General features: G+C 70.9%; 13 protein-coding genes. 6 read left to right on the top strand and 7 right to left on the bottom strand.

Features of this window, described 5'->3' with window-relative positions:
• Positions 1 to 99: 99 nt before the first annotated feature.
• Positions 100 to 903, bottom strand: coding sequence for a hypothetical protein (locus ACFRKB_RS15880; RefSeq protein WP_383106367.1), 804 nt, complete (start codon positions 901 to 903; stop codon positions 100 to 102).
• A 214-nt stretch (positions 904 to 1117) separates the two neighbouring features.
• Here ACFRKB_RS15880 and ACFRKB_RS15885 point away from each other — a divergent pair, with 214 nt between their 5' ends.
• Positions 1118 to 1654 carry a hypothetical protein gene (locus ACFRKB_RS15885; RefSeq protein WP_383106400.1) on the top strand — a complete coding sequence of 179 codons (537 nt, stop codon included), beginning with the start codon at positions 1118 to 1120 and terminating at the stop codon, positions 1652 to 1654.
• A 78-nt stretch (positions 1655 to 1732) separates the two neighbouring features.
• On the opposite strand, the gene ACFRKB_RS15890 is transcribed toward ACFRKB_RS15885, so the two are convergent.
• From ACFRKB_RS15890 to ACFRKB_RS15900, 3 genes are all read right to left on the bottom strand, one after another.
• Positions 1733 to 1897: a hypothetical protein gene (locus tag ACFRKB_RS15890; protein ID WP_383106368.1), complete on the bottom strand. Its 165-nt coding sequence runs from the start codon at positions 1895 to 1897 to the stop codon at positions 1733 to 1735.
• Between the two features lie 140 nt (positions 1898 to 2037).
• On the bottom strand, positions 2038 to 2190 hold the full coding sequence (locus ACFRKB_RS15895; RefSeq protein WP_365976056.1) for a hypothetical protein: 153 nt from the start codon (positions 2188 to 2190) through the stop codon (positions 2038 to 2040).
• Positions 2191 to 2448: 258 nt separating this feature from the next.
• Positions 2449 to 5400 (bottom strand): AfsR/SARP family transcriptional regulator, encoded by a 2952-nt coding sequence (locus ACFRKB_RS15900; protein WP_383106369.1) that lies wholly within the window; start codon positions 5398 to 5400, stop codon positions 2449 to 2451.
• A 168-nt stretch (positions 5401 to 5568) separates the two neighbouring features.
• On the opposite strand from ACFRKB_RS15900, the gene ACFRKB_RS15905 reads away from it, so the two are divergent.
• A complete protein-coding gene (locus ACFRKB_RS15905; RefSeq protein WP_383106370.1) occupies positions 5569 to 7125 on the top strand; it encodes an FAD-dependent oxidoreductase in 1557 nt (518 codons plus the stop codon).
• Positions 7126 to 7318: 193 nt separating this feature from the next.
• On the top strand, positions 7319 to 7861 hold the full coding sequence (locus ACFRKB_RS15910; RefSeq protein ID WP_383106372.1) for a GNAT family N-acetyltransferase: 543 nt from the start codon (positions 7319 to 7321) through the stop codon (positions 7859 to 7861).
• A 1060-nt stretch (positions 7862 to 8921) separates the two neighbouring features.
• Here the strand turns inward: ACFRKB_RS15910 and ACFRKB_RS15915 are convergent.
• Together ACFRKB_RS15915 and ACFRKB_RS15920 are read right to left on the bottom strand one after the other, a co-directional pair.
• Positions 8922 to 9101 (bottom strand): hypothetical protein, encoded by a 180-nt coding sequence (locus ACFRKB_RS15915; protein WP_383106373.1) that lies wholly within the window; start codon positions 9099 to 9101, stop codon positions 8922 to 8924.
• Between the two features lie 19 nt (positions 9102 to 9120).
• The gene (locus ACFRKB_RS15920; RefSeq protein ID WP_383106374.1) at positions 9121 to 9525 is read right to left on the bottom strand and encodes an ATP-binding protein; all 405 of its coding nucleotides are present in this window, start codon (positions 9523 to 9525) and stop codon (positions 9121 to 9123) included.
• Between the two features lie 180 nt (positions 9526 to 9705).
• On the opposite strand from ACFRKB_RS15920, the gene ACFRKB_RS15925 reads away from it, so the two are divergent.
• Both ACFRKB_RS15925 and ACFRKB_RS15930 read left to right on the top strand, forming a co-directional pair.
• Positions 9706 to 10986 carry a helix-turn-helix domain-containing protein gene (locus ACFRKB_RS15925; RefSeq protein WP_383106375.1) on the top strand — a complete coding sequence of 427 codons (1281 nt, stop codon included), beginning with the start codon at positions 9706 to 9708 and terminating at the stop codon, positions 10984 to 10986.
• A gap of 10 nt (positions 10987 to 10996) precedes the next feature.
• Complete coding sequence (locus ACFRKB_RS15930; RefSeq protein ID WP_383106376.1) at positions 10997 to 11470, top strand: hypothetical protein; 474 nt, start codon at positions 10997 to 10999, stop codon at positions 11468 to 11470.
• Between the two features lie 78 nt (positions 11471 to 11548).
• Here ACFRKB_RS15930 and ACFRKB_RS15935 read toward each other — a convergent pair whose 3' ends face one another.
• Entirely contained in the window at positions 11549 to 13132 is a 1584-nt protein-coding gene (locus tag ACFRKB_RS15935; protein WP_383106377.1) for a CehA/McbA family metallohydrolase, read from the bottom strand.
• Positions 13133 to 13358: 226 nt separating this feature from the next.
• Here ACFRKB_RS15935 and ACFRKB_RS15940 point away from each other — a divergent pair, with 226 nt between their 5' ends.
• Positions 13359 to 16034, top strand: coding sequence for a bifunctional FO biosynthesis protein CofGH (locus ACFRKB_RS15940; RefSeq protein WP_383106378.1), 2676 nt, complete (start codon positions 13359 to 13361; stop codon positions 16032 to 16034).
• The last annotated feature ends 40 nt before the right edge of the window (positions 16035 to 16074 follow it).

Consider the following 16074-nt stretch of genomic DNA (forward strand, 5'->3'; position numbering starts at 1 on the left):
GCGGGCCGGGCGCCGTTCGCCGGCGGCTCCAGAGGGGTCGGCGGTCCCGGCGTTCCGGGTGGTCCCGGTGGTCCCGGCGTTCCCCGTTGGTCCCGGCGGTCAGCGGGACCGGGGCGCGTCGGGCGGTTCTTCGGGCGGCGGTCCCTGCGGCGGGGTGGAGCTGGGGCTCCATGGCTCGTCGGTGATCCGGGGGAGCGACTGGGTGTTGCCGTCGTGGGACCACTCCTCCGGGGGTGAGGACGGCGGAGGCTGGGGCTCGTAGTCGTACGGCTGGTATCCGTACGGGTCATAGCGGTGCTGGGGCCCGTACTGCGGCTGCTCCTGCCGCGTCTGCTCGTACTGCGGCGGCCCGTACTGCGGCTGGTACTGCTGCTCGTACGGGGGCTGATACGCGGCCTGATACGGGGGCGGGTACTGCTGCGGCGTCTCGTACTGCTGCGGGCGCGGGGGCTCGTAGTCGTACCGGGGCTCGCGGTTCCACCGCCGGGCGGCCCGGCGGCCGCTCATCACCAGCGCGGCCAGCAGCAGCACGATCCCGCCCCCGGCGGCGTACGCGACGCCGGTGCCCAGGCTCGTACCGTTGGCGCCGACCCCGAGGCCGTCCGCCGACTGGCCCTGGCGCACCATCCACAGGACCGTGAAGCCGAGCACGGTGAGACCGGCCAGTCCCACGAGCGCGCGCGAGCGCAGCACCACGCCGAACAGCGTGACCAGGGCGGCGAAGAAGAAGGGCAGCGCGAGCGAGACGAGGACGTGGGAACCGCCGCCCGAGATGCCGTTGAACAGGTCGGTGACGGGGTAGTCGCTCCCCTCCCGGCCGTCGTACCAGGGACGGAAGGGGCTGAGGACGGCGGCGGCCGCTCCGATGAGAGCGAGCAGCGAGCCGAGGATGTTACGGACCATCGCCGGCCCTCCTTCGCGGTGCGTGATCGTGCTCCGCAGGCGACGCTACGCCGCGTATCCGGCCCCCGCCACGCGACCACGAGGTGCCCGCCACACCGCCGAGGGCGCCCGAGGCCCAACTGCTAGGGTGTCGCGCGCGATTGACAGGTCCATGGGCAGGTCAGCCCCTGGGCCATCGGGTGAATGAGTACAACGGGGGAGTGACTCGACCGTGATGCGTCGACGTCTGAAAATCGCGGCCGTACTGGTCGTGGTGGTGCTGGCCCTGACGGGCTTCTCGTCCTCCACGGGCGGCAAGAGCGGCAAAAGCGGCAAGAGCAGGGGATCGAGCGGCGGCAGCGGCGGGGGTGGCGGCTGCTCCAACTCGAAGAAGAGCAACGGCTCGTACTCGGGCTCGCGTTCGGGCTCGGACTATGACTCCGACGACGACTACGGCTCGTCCGGCAGCTCGTACGACCCGACCCCCACGGCGACGGCCGGCGCCGAGGCACGGATCGTCACCTGCGTCAGCAGGGCGAAGGGCAAGCGGAAGGCCGTCACCTACGCGACCGTGCAGGTGTCGGCCGCGCCCGGTCCGACGGACACGTACGAGGTCGACGTGACGTTCGAGGACGCGTCGGGCTCGGTCGTCGACTACGGCGACACGAAGGTGGAGCTGGACGGCAGCGAGACGACGACGGTCCGGGTCCCGATGGACAGCCCGAAGCAGGTCTCGCGGGTACGGAAGTGCGAGGCGACGGTCCAGAGCTAGCGCCCTGCCGGGCACTGGAAAGCGATCGAGGCGGGCCGGGCGACAGTGCCCGGCCCGCCTCTTCGTGCGTGGTCCGCCTCAGGTGGCGTGCACGTCCTGAGGGGTGACGACGACGGGTATGTCGCCGCGGTCCTGAGAGGCGACCGTGACGTGGCTGTCGGCCGCGAGGGCCGGCGCCGCCGAACCCGCGGCCGCCGCGGCTGCCAGAGCCGTGGTGACCAGAATGCGCTTGACGAGTGTCATCTCAAATCCTTTGCGGCAGGGACCCTTGAAGCGTAGGCGCGTTGGCCACGCCGGCTAGCGGTGATATCCGGACATGCCACGACCGCGACGGCTCCCCCTCCGCGCCGCCGCGGTCGTCACCCCCGTCGAAGAGGTCTGGCTCAGGCAGGTTCACCAGTGGCGTGGATGTCGCCCTGTGTGGTGGCCTCGCCGCCTGTGGCATGGATGTCCTTGACGGTGTTCTCGCCGCCGGTGGACGTCGCGTGGATGTCCTTCGGCTTGAGTACCGGCTCGTCCTTCTGCTTGTCACCCATGGTCGATATCTCCCCTGTTTTCAACATGTGCGTGATGGGCTGGGAGATGCCCGTCCGACAGCTCCCCCGGAAGCCGTCGGCCGGGCACCTCGGGGACCGGTTACCGTGCGCCGGTCCGTGTCGTTCCGTCTGCCCCCCGATACGACGGCTCGACGTGAACCAGAGTGGCGGATGGCGATAAACGAACGATGAACGCCCCCCCGGGGGCCGAGGTTCACGCCGGGATCACGCCGCTGCGGCCGGTGCGGACCAGGCCGATCACGCCGCGGCGGCCGGTGAGAGCAGCTCGCGTACGCCCGCCGCCTCGGGCGAACCGAGGTCCTCGTAGAGGGACAGCGCCTCGCGCCAGCAGACCTGGGCCCGGCCGGTCTGCCCGATGCCGTGCAGTGCCCGGCCCAGGACCGTGAGCACGTTCCCGCGCCGCCACTCCCCGCCGATGCCGCGCAGGACCGTCAGTGCCATCTCGGCGTTGGACGCGGCCTGGGCCGGCTTGTGCCCCTCCAGATCGGCTTCGGCCAGCCGGCAGAGCGTCATGCCCTCCCACAGCCGCTGCCGGCTGTCCCGGAAGACGACCAGTGCCTCGTGCAGCCGCTGGGTGGCGTCGCCGAGCTGTCCGGCCTGGGTGAGCGCGAGCCCCAGCGCGTAGCGGCCGTTCGCGCCGCGCAGGGAGTGCCCCAGACCGTCGTATATGTCTATGCCCTGCTGGGCCAGGGCGACGGCGCTGGACGTACGCCCGGTCGCCAGCCGGATACGCGAGAGGTTGCACAGGGCGCTCGCCTCACCGGCGCGGTCCCCGGCCGCCCGGAACCGCTCCAGGGAGCGCGTCAGATACTTCTCGCCCTCGGCGTGCCGGCCCTGGAAGAGCGCGATGACGCCCCGGGCGTTCGCTGCCCAGCAGCTGGGCAGCGGGTCCTGTGCCGCCTCCGCGAGCCGGTGCGCCTGCCCGGCCTCGCTGTCCGCCTCCTCGAAGCGGCCCACCAGCTGGTGGACGTTGGCCAGAATCACCAGCGCGCGGGCCTCGGCCCGCTGGTCGCCCGCCGCGTGGGCGGCCTCCCGGAGGACGGTGGCGGCCTCCTCGTACTGCTTGGAGTTGGCGCCGGACTCGGCCAGGTCGACGCAGGCCCACAGGAGATCCACCGCCCGGCGCAGCGTCAGCGCGCCCGAGCACTGGCGTACGAACGCCAGCAGGCAGTTGGCCTCCGCGTACAGCCAGTCCTGCGCGTCGTGCCGGTCGGTGAAGGACAGGCCCTCGTACGACGTCGGCTCCAGGTGGTCCACCAGGCGGTCCCCCGGGCGCTCCAGGGCGTATACGTTCGCGGCCGTCGCCAGGTAGAAGTCCAGCAGCCGCGAGAGCGCCGCCTCCCGCTCCGAGGGCGGCTGTTCGTCGCGTTCCGCGCAGGCACGCGCGTAGAGGCGGACCAGGTCGTGGTAGCGGTAGCGGCCCGGCGCCGCGGATTCCAGCAGGGAGGTGTCGACCAGCGACTCCAGCAGGTCCTCGGCGTCGTGCAGCGGCAGGTCCAGTACGGCCGCCGCCGCGGCCAGCGAGAGGTCGGGGCCGTCGGCCAGGCCGAGCAGCCGGAAGGCGCGCGCCTGGGCCCGGTCCAGGGCGCCGTAGCCGAGTTCGAAGGTCGCCTTGACCGCGAGGTCGCCCGCCTGGAGTTCGTCCAGCCGGCGCCGCTCGTCGGCGAGCTTCGCCGCCAGGACCGAGACCGTCCACGTGCGGCGGGCCGCCAGCCGGGACGCCGCGATCCGGATCGCCAGCGGAAGGAAACCGCACGCCGCGACGACATCCAGCGCCGCCTTGCGCTCGGCACCGACCCGCTCCTCGCCGACGATCCGGGTGAAGAGCTGAAGCGCCTCCTCCGGCGACATCACATCGAGGTCGACGAGATGCGCGCCCGCCAGATCCACCATCCTGACCCGGCTGGTGACCAGCGCCGCGCAGCCCTCCGTACCCGGCAGCAGCGGGCGGACCTGCGCGGCGTCGCGGGCGTTGTCCAGCAGGACCAGGATGCGCCGGCCGTCGAGCGCCGAGCGGTAGAGCGCGGAGCGTTCGTCGAGGGAGTCGGGGATCGCGGTGTCGGGCGTGCCGAGGGCCCGCAGGAACGAGCCCAGTACGTACTCCGGTTCCGCCGCCCGGGTGCCCGCGCCCTGGAGGTCCACGTACAGCTGGCCGTCGGGGAACGACGTCCGCGCCGCGTGCGCGACATGCACCGCCAGGGTCGTCTTGCCGACGCCCCCGATGCCCGCGAGCGCGGAGACCGCCATCACGGACCCCTCGACCGTGGACAGCCGCTTGCCCAGCTCCCGTACGAAGGACACGCGGCCGGTGAAGTCGGGCACCGTCGCCGGGAGTTGGGCGGGGCGCAGGAAGGTGTGCGCCGGCACGGACTCCTCGACGGGGCGGGCCAGTTCGGCGTCCGCCTGGAGGATGCGCTGCTGGAGCTGGGACAGCTCGGGGCGCGGGTCGACCCCCAGGTCCTCGGCGAGCAGCCGCCGCGTGTCCGCGTAGACGGCGAGCGCCTCCGCCTGCCGGCCGCTGCGGTAGAGCGCCAGCATGAGCAGTTCGCGCAGCCGCTCGCGCAGCGGATGCGCGGCGGTCAGCACGGTCAGCTCGGAGACGGCCTCCGCGTGGCAGCCGACCTCCAGGTCCAGATCGAGCCGGTTCTCGGTGAGCTGGAGGCGCCACTCCTCCAGCCGGGCGCGCTGTGTCTCGGCGTACGGCCCGGGTACGGAGGCCAGCGCCTCGCCGTCCCACAGCCCCAGCGACTTGTTGAGCAGCGCGCGGGCCTGGTTGCGGTCCCCGGCGGCGCGGGCCTTCTCCGCGTCCGTGGCCAGCTCCTGAGCCACGTTCAGGTCCAGCAGGTCCGGCCGGTTCCGCACGGCGTAGCCGCCCGCCTCGGTGACCAGCACGCCGGGGGAGAGCTTCTTGCGCAGGCGCGAGGCGTAGGTCCGTACGGCGGCCAGCGCCTGCGAGGGCGGTTCGACGCCCCAGAGCGCGTCGATGAGTTCACCGGCCGTGGCGGTACGTCCGTCGCGCAGCAACAGGGCTGCCAGCAGGGCGCGTTGCTGCGGCGATCCGGGCGGCACCGGCTCGCCGCCGCGCCAGGCGCGCACCGGTCCGAGCACGCTGAAGCGCAGCTCGCCGGAGTCACCCAGCACGGCCGGAGCGCGCTGCTCCGGTACGCGCGGCCCGCCGTCACGTTCCATAGCTCCCCCTGCCCCTGCCACTGCCGGTATCGCCCTCGACAGTCTGCCTTGTCGGCGGCTGCGCGTCAGCAGTGAGTGGGTGTCTGCACAAGCCCTCGACAGGATCGGGACGGCCATTGACTGATCTGGCACGGAGCGCCGGTCTTCAGTTGCCCCAAGGGTATTGGTATGACGGTGACCGATACCGGTGAGGACGATGAGGAGGCAGCGGCCATGACCGATGTGATCGTGGTGGGTGCCGGTCCGACCGGGCTGCTGCTCGCGGGGGATCTCGCGGTCGCCGGACACTCCGTGACCCTGGTCGAACGCCGCCCGGAAGCCGTCGGAAATCTCACGCGCGCTCTCGCCGTCCACGCCCGCTCGCTGGAGCAACTGGACGCGCGCGGGCTCGCCGACGAACTGGTGGCGCGCGGATATCCGGTGCGGGAACTGCGGTTGCTCACGCGGACGGCCATTGATCTGACCCGGCTGCGCAGCCGCTTCCCGTTCGTCCTGGTCGTCGGACAGTACGAGGTGGAGCGACTGCTCGAACGGCGCGCCCGCGAGGCCGGGGTCACCTTCCTGTACGACACCGAGGTGACCGGCGTACGGCAGGACGCGGACGGCGCGGAGGTGGAGGTACGGGCGGGCGGCGGGCTCGGCGGGGTGGGGCACGGGGCCGGGTCGGAGTCGGGCGCCAGGTCCGGGTCCGGCGCCGGGGCCGGGGTCCGTACGCTTCGCGCCTCCTATGCCGTCGGCACGGACGGCGCCTCCAGTACCGTCCGCCGCTCCCTCGGACTGCCCTTCCCCGGCTCCGCCGTCATCCGCTCCATGGTGCTGGCCGACGTCCGGCTGACCGAGGCACCGCCCGCCCCGCTGATGGCCGACGCCGAGGGCGACTTCTTCGCGCTGATCGGCTCGTTCGGCGACGGCTGGTACCGCGTCATGGGCTGGAACCGCGACCGGCAACTCCCCGACAGCGCGCCCGCCGATCTCGACGAGGTGAGGGAAGCCGCCCAGCAGGCGCTCGGCTCCGACTACGGCATGCACAGCCCGCGCTGGATCTCGCGCTTCCACAGCGACGAACGGCAGGCGCCGCACTACCGCGTGGGGCGCGTCCTCCTCGCGGGCGACGCCGCGCACGTCCATTCCCCGGCGGGCGGCATGGGCATGAACACCGGCCTCCAGGATGCCGCGAACCTCGGCTGGAAGCTGTCGGCCGTGCTCGACGGCCGGGCGGGCGACGCGCTGCTCGATACGTACGAGAAGGAACGCCACCCGGTCGGCGCCATGGTGGTGCGTACCAGCGGGGCCATCATCCGGCTCGCCCTGACCCGCTCCGCCCCACTGCGCGCCCTGCGGTCGGTCGGCTCCCAACTCCTCGCCCGCGCACACCCGTTCAGCGACCGCGTGATGCGCATGGTCACCGGCATCGGCATCGCGTACCCCTCCCCGCGCGGCGCCCACCCACTGGCCGGCAGGCGCGCCCCCGACCTGGCCCTGTCGTCCGGACGGCTGTACGAGGCATTGCGCGCGGGCCGGTTCGTGGTGGTGGGACCGCGCGGGGACGAACGCGTACGGTCGGTGGTGCCGGCCGACGGACCCGCGGTCTACACCGAGTCCGCGCGCAGCGCCACGCGTACGCTGCTCATCCGGCCCGACGGCTATATCGCCTGGGCGGCCGACCACCCCGACCCGACGGGCCTGAGCCGCGCCCTCACGGAGTGGACGGGACGGCGGACCTGACGGCCGTGGCCCACCGGATCGAGGTTTCCATGACCCGGTGGACGAAGACCCGGCGGCCCGAGACGTGATAGGCGGCCTTCCGCATGCCGTGCTCGCCGACCTCGATGATGTCCGTGCCGGGTCGCCGTCACCTCAGCTGAGACGACCTCTTATTGGTTTGCCTCCGGCCGACCCGATTGGATAGGAAGCCTGCATGCTAAGGGGCAGCAAGGTCGGGCTCAGGGCTCGGCATGACGACGACATCCCGATCCTGGAGACCGAGCTCTACGAAGACGTGGCCGGCCACTCGCGGGCCGATGGCCGACCGTGGCGGCCGATCACCCCCGGGTCGAAGGACTCGAAGTTCGCGGTGGACAACGAGGAGCAGCGGCACGTCCCGTTCTCCGTGGTGGAGCTGGACGGCGGCACGCTGGTCGGCACCGCGGTGCTGTGGGACATCGACAACCACCACCGGTCCGCGCACATCGGGCTGGGGCTGCTGCCGTCCTCCCGGGGCATGGGTTACGGCACCGACGTGGTCGCCGTGCTCTGCCACTACGGTTTCGTCGTGCGCGGCCTGCGGCGGCTGCAGATCGAGACGCTGTCGGACAACGCCGCGATGCTGCGCTCCGCCGAACGCAACGGCTTCGTCCGCGAGGGCCTGCTGCGCTCCTCGGCCTGGGTGATGGGCGAGTTCCTGGACGAGGTGCTGCTCGGCCTCCTCGTTCAGGACTGGAAGCCGGGCCCGAAGGTCTAGGCTGCCGCCCGCCGAGCCCGAGCACTTCCTGGGCTTCGTCGGCATGACCGGCGCCCGCATCTGCTATCGCGCCGGACACGCGTACTCCGGGCGCACCCGGTGCGGACTGCACGCAACCAGATTGACGGAGAGGAATCGGCCTCCAGTCAGCCACCAGCCCCCCCACGACATCCTCACCGGCCGCCAAGCGCCGTGTGATCTCCTCGCGGTCGGCCGTCGGAGCGTAAGTGCCCGCGAAGGTCTCGGTGTGCTGCGCCAGTTGCTCGGCGTACCAGTTGGCAGCCTCTTTCGGCTCGGTGAACGTCGCCTCGATCCGGGCCGCGGATTTGAGCAGCCAGTCCGCGATTTCGAGCGGCATCACCTGGGCGGACGGGAATTCCGGGTGTCCCGCGCGACGATGGGCGTCCCCCGGTTTCACCAATACGTCTCCGTGGCCGAGCCATACGTACGCGTGGTGGTGCGGAGCCACTTCTCTCCTTGGCGTTCGGCAGGCGGCCCCGCCCGATGTGCGGGGCCGCCCGGTTCAACGATGTGCCGTTACTTCCGACCGCAGCCGTCGCCGTCACCGCAGCCACCGGAAGGGCTGCCGCCCTTGCCATCGTCCTCGCTGGTGTCCTCTCCGCCGGCCTTGACCGGCTCCATCAGGTGTCGCATGGTGACCTCCTGTGCCTTATCGGCGCCCGGTCTGTCCGGGCAGGGCCGATTGGTGCAGTGCTGGGCCCTTGTGGCCCGACCCGTTCCGGTCGGCAATTCCTTCGCCGGGAGTCCGGCCGGAGCGGGGGTTTACGTACCTTCCGTAGACGGCGATGCGACCCTGACCCGATGCGGTCGCCATGGGTGGTGGGGCTCCGGCTCTCCCGGTGCCGATCGCGCTCTCATTCCGGAGGCGCGTAATCGGGGCAGAGTGAATGCCCGCATTCACACGGAGGCCAGCGCAGCGCCGACCCGGGTACGAGGTCGGTGTTCTCCCCTCCGGGTGCGCACTTCGGGATGGCGAGGAGGCCGTCCGTACCGAACTCCTCCGTCAGCTGGGCCAGGACCTTCCGCGCCATGCTGTGTGTCATTTCGCCTCTCGTCTCAGTCCGTTCAGTCCGTGGAGTACGCGCTCCAGGAGCGCCCTTGTCACCGGGTCGTACATCCGGGGGACGGATTCGGGCACGAGGCGCCAGAAGCCACCGCTGTGGACCGTGGCCTCAAGTTCGGCCGTACGGCCCGCCGTTCCAGGGGCTTGCTCGCACATGTCGAGACTGTGTCTTCCGTCAGAGTTGGGCACGGACCGTCTTTCCATCGCCTTGGCGCAAGAACCAGGAGAGGGAAGCGCCCAGACCATGGACCACCGCAAGCCCCCGACCGCCCTCGACATCGCCCGGTGGACAGCTCAGTTCGGTGAAACGTGGGAATGCCCCCACCGGCTCGGACACATCGATGAAGAGACCGCCGTCTTCCAACACCGCCGCGCGCACCGTCAGCAGATGCCCCGAGATCCGGCCGTGGTTGATCGCGTTGGTCACCAGCTCGGACACGATGAGCGCCGCGTCCTCCACGTCGCCTCGCCAGCGCATCACCGTCAGGTGGCGGCGGACATGTATGCGTGCGAGACGCACCGAGCCGTGCACCATCGTGTAGTTCATCGACCACTCACGGGCCACGGAAACGGTGTCCACTGGCTCTGTTCTCGTGACAATCACAGGTCCCCCTAACCGGCAGCCGGGTACCGAACCGGCCGCGCTCGGGTCTCCAAGAGATCTCAAGCAAACCGCGCCAACTCCATTGCTGCCACGTCACATTCACCAGGCGGATGGCGATATTCACGATGTGCATATCCGCGGGTTGTCCGAGGTGGGATGCTGTCTAACGTGGGGAGAGAGAACATTGACTGGCACGCCTTCGGCGATCTCAAGGACGCGTCTCAGGCCGGGGACTACGGCCGAGTGATTCAGCGCGCGAGACAGATTGCAGGATCGACACAAGAGGATCTCGCCGACTCCTGCGACATGTCCCAAGCGGCCGTTTCCCGCCTGGAAAACCGAGGCGTCGGCGCCTACAACACGACAATCTTGGCGAGCGCCGCCAACGCCCTTGGACTACCGTTCGAACTGGTTGGCCTCGCCAACCACCAAATGAACGGACACCCTCCTGTGGAACGACGGGAATTCCTGGCCGCCGCCGTCGCGGCGACAGCGCAGCCGCTCGCATCGGTCGTGTCATCACTTGCACAGCCTGAGTGGGACAACTCGCAGGCAGCCGCCCTGCGGATGGCCACCAGCTCCTACCGCCGACTGGACGCCACGATTGCCTCGCGCAGCCTGGCTGAGACAGTGCAAGGTCACCTACGGCTGATCCAGACGGTCGCCGATCTTGCCCCCGATGCGACGCACCGTGCGCGTATGGCTTCCGTCGGATCTGAGGCGGCGTCCTTCGCCGCGTGGCTGGCGTGGGACATGGCTGACCACGGCTCAGCTCGACGGTGGTACGGATCAGCGATCGGAGCTGCGAGAGGGGCCAACAACGTCCTGCTGTGCGCCTACCAGACTGGCTCGCTTGCTTCCTTCGAAGCAGATACCGGGAACCCGCACGAGGCGCTGCGCCTTGTCACCCACGCCCGGCACCAGCTTGGCCCGAACATGCCTCCGCTCGCTGCCGCATGGCTCTCCTCGATCGAAGCAATTGCCCATGCGTCAGCCGGCGCTCACCAAGCGTGCGGCAAAGCCCTCCAGGCATGTGAGCAGCACACAGCTCGGATCCCTGACGCCGAACCTGTCGCGTGGCCCTGGATCTTCGCCTTCGACGAACGGAAGGTTGCGGCCTGCCGCATCACTTGTGCCGCGCGGCTCGGTACGGTGCATCGTATGAGGGTAAGTGACGAAACAATCGCCACCGCTCTCAGTGGTGGACACGACAAGCAACGCGCTCTTCTCACGTTGGACGTTGCTACGCGGTACCTCGCCGCAGGGGACGCCGAAGCGGCTTTCACCCTGGCCGGCCGAGCACTCGCCGAGGGGATACGGCTTCGCTCCGGAAAGATCGCAGAAAGGGCCCGCGTCCTCCGACGTTCCTACGCGGCAACCTCGCCACCGAGTAATGTGCGCGAATTCGACAACCAGCTACACACCGCTTACCTGTAGGGGGCACACCATGCGTGTGGGCATCACTGGACACCGTGGCCTGTCGAAGGAGATCGAGCAGCAAGTAAAGGCCATGCTCGCCGAACAGATCGCCACGCTCGACGTACGCGACCTCGTCGGGATCAGCTGTATCGCCGACGGCCCGGACGCGTGGTGGGCTCAAGCGGTCCTCGACGCCGGCGGGAACATCGAGGTCGTCATCCCGGCAGCCCAGTACCGACAGGACCTCCCCGACTGGCATCACGCGGAATACGACGCGCTGTTCTCCAGCGCCTCTGATACCCACCACACGGGAATGACCGAATCCACCTCGGAGGCGCACCAGGCAGGAAGCGAGATCCTCGTCGGCCTCTCCGACGTCGTTCTCGCCGTTTGGGACGGCCTGCCGGCCCGGGGATACGGTGGCACCGCCGACGTCGTGGCGTACGCGGAACGCGTAGGTGTGCCCGTCACCGTCCTATGGCCCCACGGTGCGACCCGATAAAGCCCCTACTCCTCATTGAGTTGCCCCGGCCGACACCTGTGATGGGTGTCGGCCGGGGCTTCCCGTTTCGGCCCGTCGTCACTCCCCGAGGAAGACCGGGTTCGTGAAGGCCGCGAGCGCGCCCGGGAGGCCCGGGGTCTTCGGGGCGTGGCGTACCTCCGCGCGTACGTAGGTGGCGTAGGCCGGGGTGGTGCGCCATTCGACCGTGCCCGTGCCGGATTCCGGGAGGGTGGTCGTGTGGAGGGTGCCCTGGTCGGTGACGAAGTGGGTGGTGCAGCCGGGGGCGCCGGTGACGTCCAGGCGTACCGTCACCGGTTCGTCCGCGCCGACGCGCAGTCGGTCGCCGATGCCCGCGTGCTTGCCCCGGCCGCCCGCCGCGCCGAACGCCAGGGAGACCGCGGAGGACTCGGCGACATAGCTGTGGCCCGCGCGGATGCCGGCGACGATGGCGTCGCGGGTGAGGTCGTCGGCCAGGACGACGGTCTGCGGGGTGCCGATGGGGTCGGGGTCGCGGTGGGAGTCGCTGCTGCCCATCGCGGGGGTCCAGGGGCGGCCCGAACGGGCCGCGGAGACCAGGGTGTTGTCCCAGTCCGCGAGGGAGACCTCGTCGTCGACCGTGTACGGGCCGTTCCAGACCTCCACGGCGTCGGCGTCGCCGAAGCCGAACTTCCAGTTGCAGCCGATGCAGGTGGCGTGGGGGTGGGCGGGGACGACCAGACCGCCGGCGCGGCGGATCTCGCGGGCGTAGTGGCCGAAGCGGTTGTCGCGGGCGCGGTAGCGCCAGTCGATGAACGTACCGCCGTCCATGCCCAGCGCCACGACGTGTCCGTTGCGGGTGGTGACCTCCTCGCCGGTGAGGATCAGCAGGTCGTCGCCCCACAGGCCGTCCCAGGCGCTGTGCGCGGAATGCGTGTTGTGCTCGCTGGTGTTGATGAAGTCGAGGCCCGCGGTCCTGGCGAGCGCGGCGATCTCGGCGGGCGTGCGCCTGCCGTCGGAGTGGACGGAGTGGATATGGCAGTCACCGCGGTACCACGCCCGGCCGCGCCCCTTGGCGCGCTCCGGCGGGTACACGGGCTTCGGCGTCTCGCCGGGGGTGCCGTACTTCAGCGTGATCGTCACCTCGTACGCCAGGCCCTGCGGGGCGACGGTGTACGGGCCGAGCGCGATGTGCCAGGTGCCCGCGTTCACCGGGCCGGGGAGATAGCCGGGGGTGGCCGCTTCGGCGCGCAGGAAGAACTCGGTGCGGGCGCCGCCCGACCAGCCGCGGAAGCCCTTGCCGCCGAGCTGCGTGCCGCGCTCGTCGAAGATGCCGATGTCGAGGGCGTTGCCCTGGGTGCCGGCCGGCATGGCGGGGCGCTCGTAGGAGTAGGCGACATGGATCTCGCGGACCCCGCGCGGCACCTCGACGGGCAGATGGACGAAGTCGGGGGAGCCGGGCGGCAGCGTGCCGCGGACGGTTCTGGTCTGCTCTCCGGACCCGTTGCCGTCCGCGCCGGAGGAGCCGGAGGGCACGGGGGTTCCGGAAGGTCCGGAAGGGGCCGCGTTGGCGAAGCTCACGGTACTCAACGTAAGCGCGGCGGCGGCTCCCGTCACCAGAAGACCTCGTCGGGCGATCGCGCTGTCGTGGCGGGCGTCGTGGGTGTCTGCGTGGTCCTTGCACATGCCGGCGGCTCCCAGGGTGCCGAGAGGGACAGGTGGTCACAGACGTGACCCCCGATTCGTGCGTTCGAACTCTGGTATTGAGCCGTGAACCAGGGGGCAAGGAAAGGGGGTTGGCAGATGACCGAGAACGGTCCAGGACTTTGACGTGTACGGGGCGATCACGTCCCCGGTCCCGTGTCGTGGCAGGCCACGACGCCGAACGTATTCTCGGAGGATGACGACGCGCGTGCCTGAGGAACCCGGAACAGGACGACCGAACACCCCCCGGCCCGCCGGAGAGCGGACCGGACGACCGGCGACACCGGCGGAACCCGGCGGAACGGCGGGCCCCACCGCCAACGCCATGCGGCGGGCGCTCAAGCGCGCGCGGGACGGGGTCGCGCTGGATGTCGCGGAGGCCGCCGTGCTGCTCCAGGCGCGCGGCGACGACCTCACCGACCTCGCCGCGTCCGCCGCGCGGGTGCGGGACGCGGGCCTGGCGGCGGCCGGCCGGCCCGGCGTCATCACGTACTCCCGGAAGGTCTTCATCCCGCTGACGCGGCTGTGCCGGGACGTGTGCCACTACTGCACCTTCGTCACCGTCCCCGGCAAGCTGCGCCGCGCCGGGCACGGCATGTTCCTCTCGCCCGACGAGGTGCTGGAGATCGCGCGCCAGGGCGCCGAACTCGGCTGCAAGGAAGCGCTGTTCACGCTCGGCGACAAGCCCGAGGACCGGTGGCCCGAGGCCAGGGAGTGGCTGGAGGCGGAGGGGTACGACGACACCCTCGCGTATGTCCGCGCCATGGCGATCCGCGTCCTGGAGGAGACCGGGCTGCTGCCCCATCTCAACCCGGGCGTCCTCTCCTGGACCGATCTCCAGCGGCTCAAGCCCGTCGCGCCCAGCATGGGCATGATGCTGGAGACCACCGCCACCCGGCTCTGGTCCGAGCCCGGCGGCCCGCACCACGGCTCGCCGGACAAGGAGCCCGCCGTACGGCTGCGGGTGCTGGAGGACGCGGGCCGCTCCAACGTCCCGTTCACCACCGGCGTGCTGATCGGGATCGGGGAGTCGTACGAGGAGCGCGCCGACGCCCTCTTCGAACTCCGGCGCGTCCAGCGGGCGTACCACGGTATCCAGGAAGTCATCGTCCAGAACTTCCGCGCCAAGCCGGACACCGCGATGCGCGGGATGCCGGACGCCGAGCTGGAGGAGCTGGCGGCGGCCATCGCCGTGACCCGGCACGTCCTCGGCCCGGCCGCCCGTATCCAGGCCCCGCCCAATCTCGTCGACGCGGAGTACGCGCTGCTCATCGGCGCGGGCATCGACGACTGGGGCGGCGTCTCGCCGCTCACCCCCGACCATGTCAACCCCGAACGCCCCTGGCCGCACATCGACGAACTGGCCGCGCGTACCGCCGAGTCCGGCTTCGCGCTGCGCGAGCGGCTCACCATCTACCCGGAGTTCATCGCGCGCGGTGAGCCCTGGCTCGACCCCCGGCTGATGCCGCACGTACGGGCGCTGGCCGACCCCGAGACGGGCCTCGCCCGCGAGGACACGCGACCGGCCGGGCTGCCCTGGCAGGAGCCCGACGAGGGCTTCACCGCCACCGGCCGGACAGATCTGCACCGCACGATCGACACCGAGGGCCGCACCGCCGACCGGCGCGACGACTTCGACGAGGTGTACGGCGACTGGGAGGCGCTGCGCGAGGCCGCGGCCCCCGGCATGGTGCCCTCCCGTATCGACACGGACGTACGGTCGGCCCTCTCCCAGGCCGCCGACGACCCGGTGAGGCTCACCGACGACCAGGCGCTCGCGCTCCTCCACGCGGACGGCCCGGCGCTCGACGCGCTGACCCGGATCGCGGACGAGCTGCGCAGGGACGTGGTCGGCGACGACGTCACGTACATCGTCACGCGCAATATCAACTTCACCAATGTCTGCTACACCGGCTGCCGCTTCTGCGCCTTCGCGCAGCGCCGCACGGACGCCGACGCGTACACCCTCTCCCTGGACCAGGTCGCGGACCGCGCCCAGCAGGCGTGGGAGGTCGGCGCCATCGAGGTCTGCATGCAGGGCGGGATCCACCCGGACCTCCCCGGCACGGCGTACTTCGACATCGCGCGCGCCGTGAAGGAACGCGTCCCCGGCATGCACGTCCACGCCTTCTCCCCGATGGAGGTCGTCAACGGCGCCTCGCGCACCGGTCTGTCGATCCGCGAGTGGCTGACGGCGGCGAAGGAGGCCGGACTCGACTCGATCCCGGGCACGGCGGCGGAGATCCTCGACGACGAGGTGCGCTGGATCCTCACCAAGGGCAAGCTGCCGACGGCGACCTGGATCGAGGTCATCAAGACCGCCCATGAACTGGGCATCCGGTCCAGTTCCACGATGATGTACGGCCATGTCGACCAGCCGCGGCACTGGCTCGGCCACTTCCGTACGCTCGCCCGGATCCAGCAGGAGACGGGCGGCTTCACGGAGTTCGTGACGCTCCCCTTCATCCACACCAACGCCCCGGTCTACCTGGCCGGCATCGCCCGCCCCGGCCCGACGGACCGCGAGAACCGCGCGGTCATGGCGATGGCCAGGCTCCTCCTGCACCCGCACATCACCAATATCCAGACGAGCTGGGTGAAGCTGGGCACGGAGGGCGCGGCGGAGATGCTCCGTTCCGGCGCGAACGATCTGGGCGGCACGCTCATGGAGGAGACCATCTCCCGGATGGCGGGCTCCAGTTACGGCTCGTACCGCTCGGTCAAGGACCTCGTCGCCATCGCGGACGCGGCTGGCCGCCCGGCGAAGCCGCGGACGACGCTGTACGGCGAGGTCCCGGAGGAGCGGGTACGGGCGGCGGCGGCTTCGGACGGACATCTGCCGGAGCTGTTGCCGCTGCTGGCCGCAGGCGGCGAGGAAGGCTGAGCGGCCGAGGGTACGTGGTCCGTTCACCCGCGGCGGCGGG

The organism is Streptomyces scopuliridis, from assembly GCF_042790125.1.
GTDB classification, from domain to species: domain Bacteria; phylum Actinomycetota; class Actinomycetes; order Streptomycetales; family Streptomycetaceae; genus Streptomyces; species Streptomyces scopuliridis_A.

What these genes read in the sequence shown, in the direction of transcription:
- ACFRKB_RS15880 (WP_383106367.1), bottom strand. Translation starts at nt 903, where the DNA reads ATGGTCCGTAACATCCTCGGCTCGCTGCTCGCTCTCATCGGAGCGGCC.
- ACFRKB_RS15895 (WP_365976056.1), bottom strand. Translation starts at nt 2,190, where the DNA reads ATGGGTGACAAGCAGAAGGACGAGCCGGTACTCAAGCCGAAGGACATC.
- ACFRKB_RS15910 (WP_383106372.1), top strand. Translation starts at nt 7,319, where the DNA reads ATGCTAAGGGGCAGCAAGGTCGGGCTCAGGGCTCGGCATGACGACGAC.
- ACFRKB_RS15915 (WP_383106373.1), bottom strand. Translation starts at nt 9,101, where the DNA reads ATGTGCGAGCAAGCCCCTGGAACGGCGGGCCGTACGGCCGAACTTGAG.
- ACFRKB_RS15885 (WP_383106400.1), top strand. Translation starts at nt 1,118, where the DNA reads ATGCGTCGACGTCTGAAAATCGCGGCCGTACTGGTCGTGGTGGTGCTG.
- ACFRKB_RS15925 (WP_383106375.1), top strand. Translation starts at nt 9,706, where the DNA reads ATGCTGTCTAACGTGGGGAGAGAGAACATTGACTGGCACGCCTTCGGC.
- ACFRKB_RS15890 (WP_383106368.1), bottom strand. Translation starts at nt 1,897, where the DNA reads ATGACACTCGTCAAGCGCATTCTGGTCACCACGGCTCTGGCAGCCGCG.
- ACFRKB_RS15905 (WP_383106370.1), top strand. Translation starts at nt 5,569, where the DNA reads ATGACGGTGACCGATACCGGTGAGGACGATGAGGAGGCAGCGGCCATG.
- ACFRKB_RS15930 (WP_383106376.1), top strand. Translation starts at nt 10,997, where the DNA reads ATGCGTGTGGGCATCACTGGACACCGTGGCCTGTCGAAGGAGATCGAG.
- ACFRKB_RS15935 (WP_383106377.1), bottom strand. Translation starts at nt 13,132, where the DNA reads ATGTGCAAGGACCACGCAGACACCCACGACGCCCGCCACGACAGCGCG.
- ACFRKB_RS15900 (WP_383106369.1), bottom strand. Translation starts at nt 5,400, where the DNA reads ATGGAACGTGACGGCGGGCCGCGCGTACCGGAGCAGCGCGCTCCGGCC.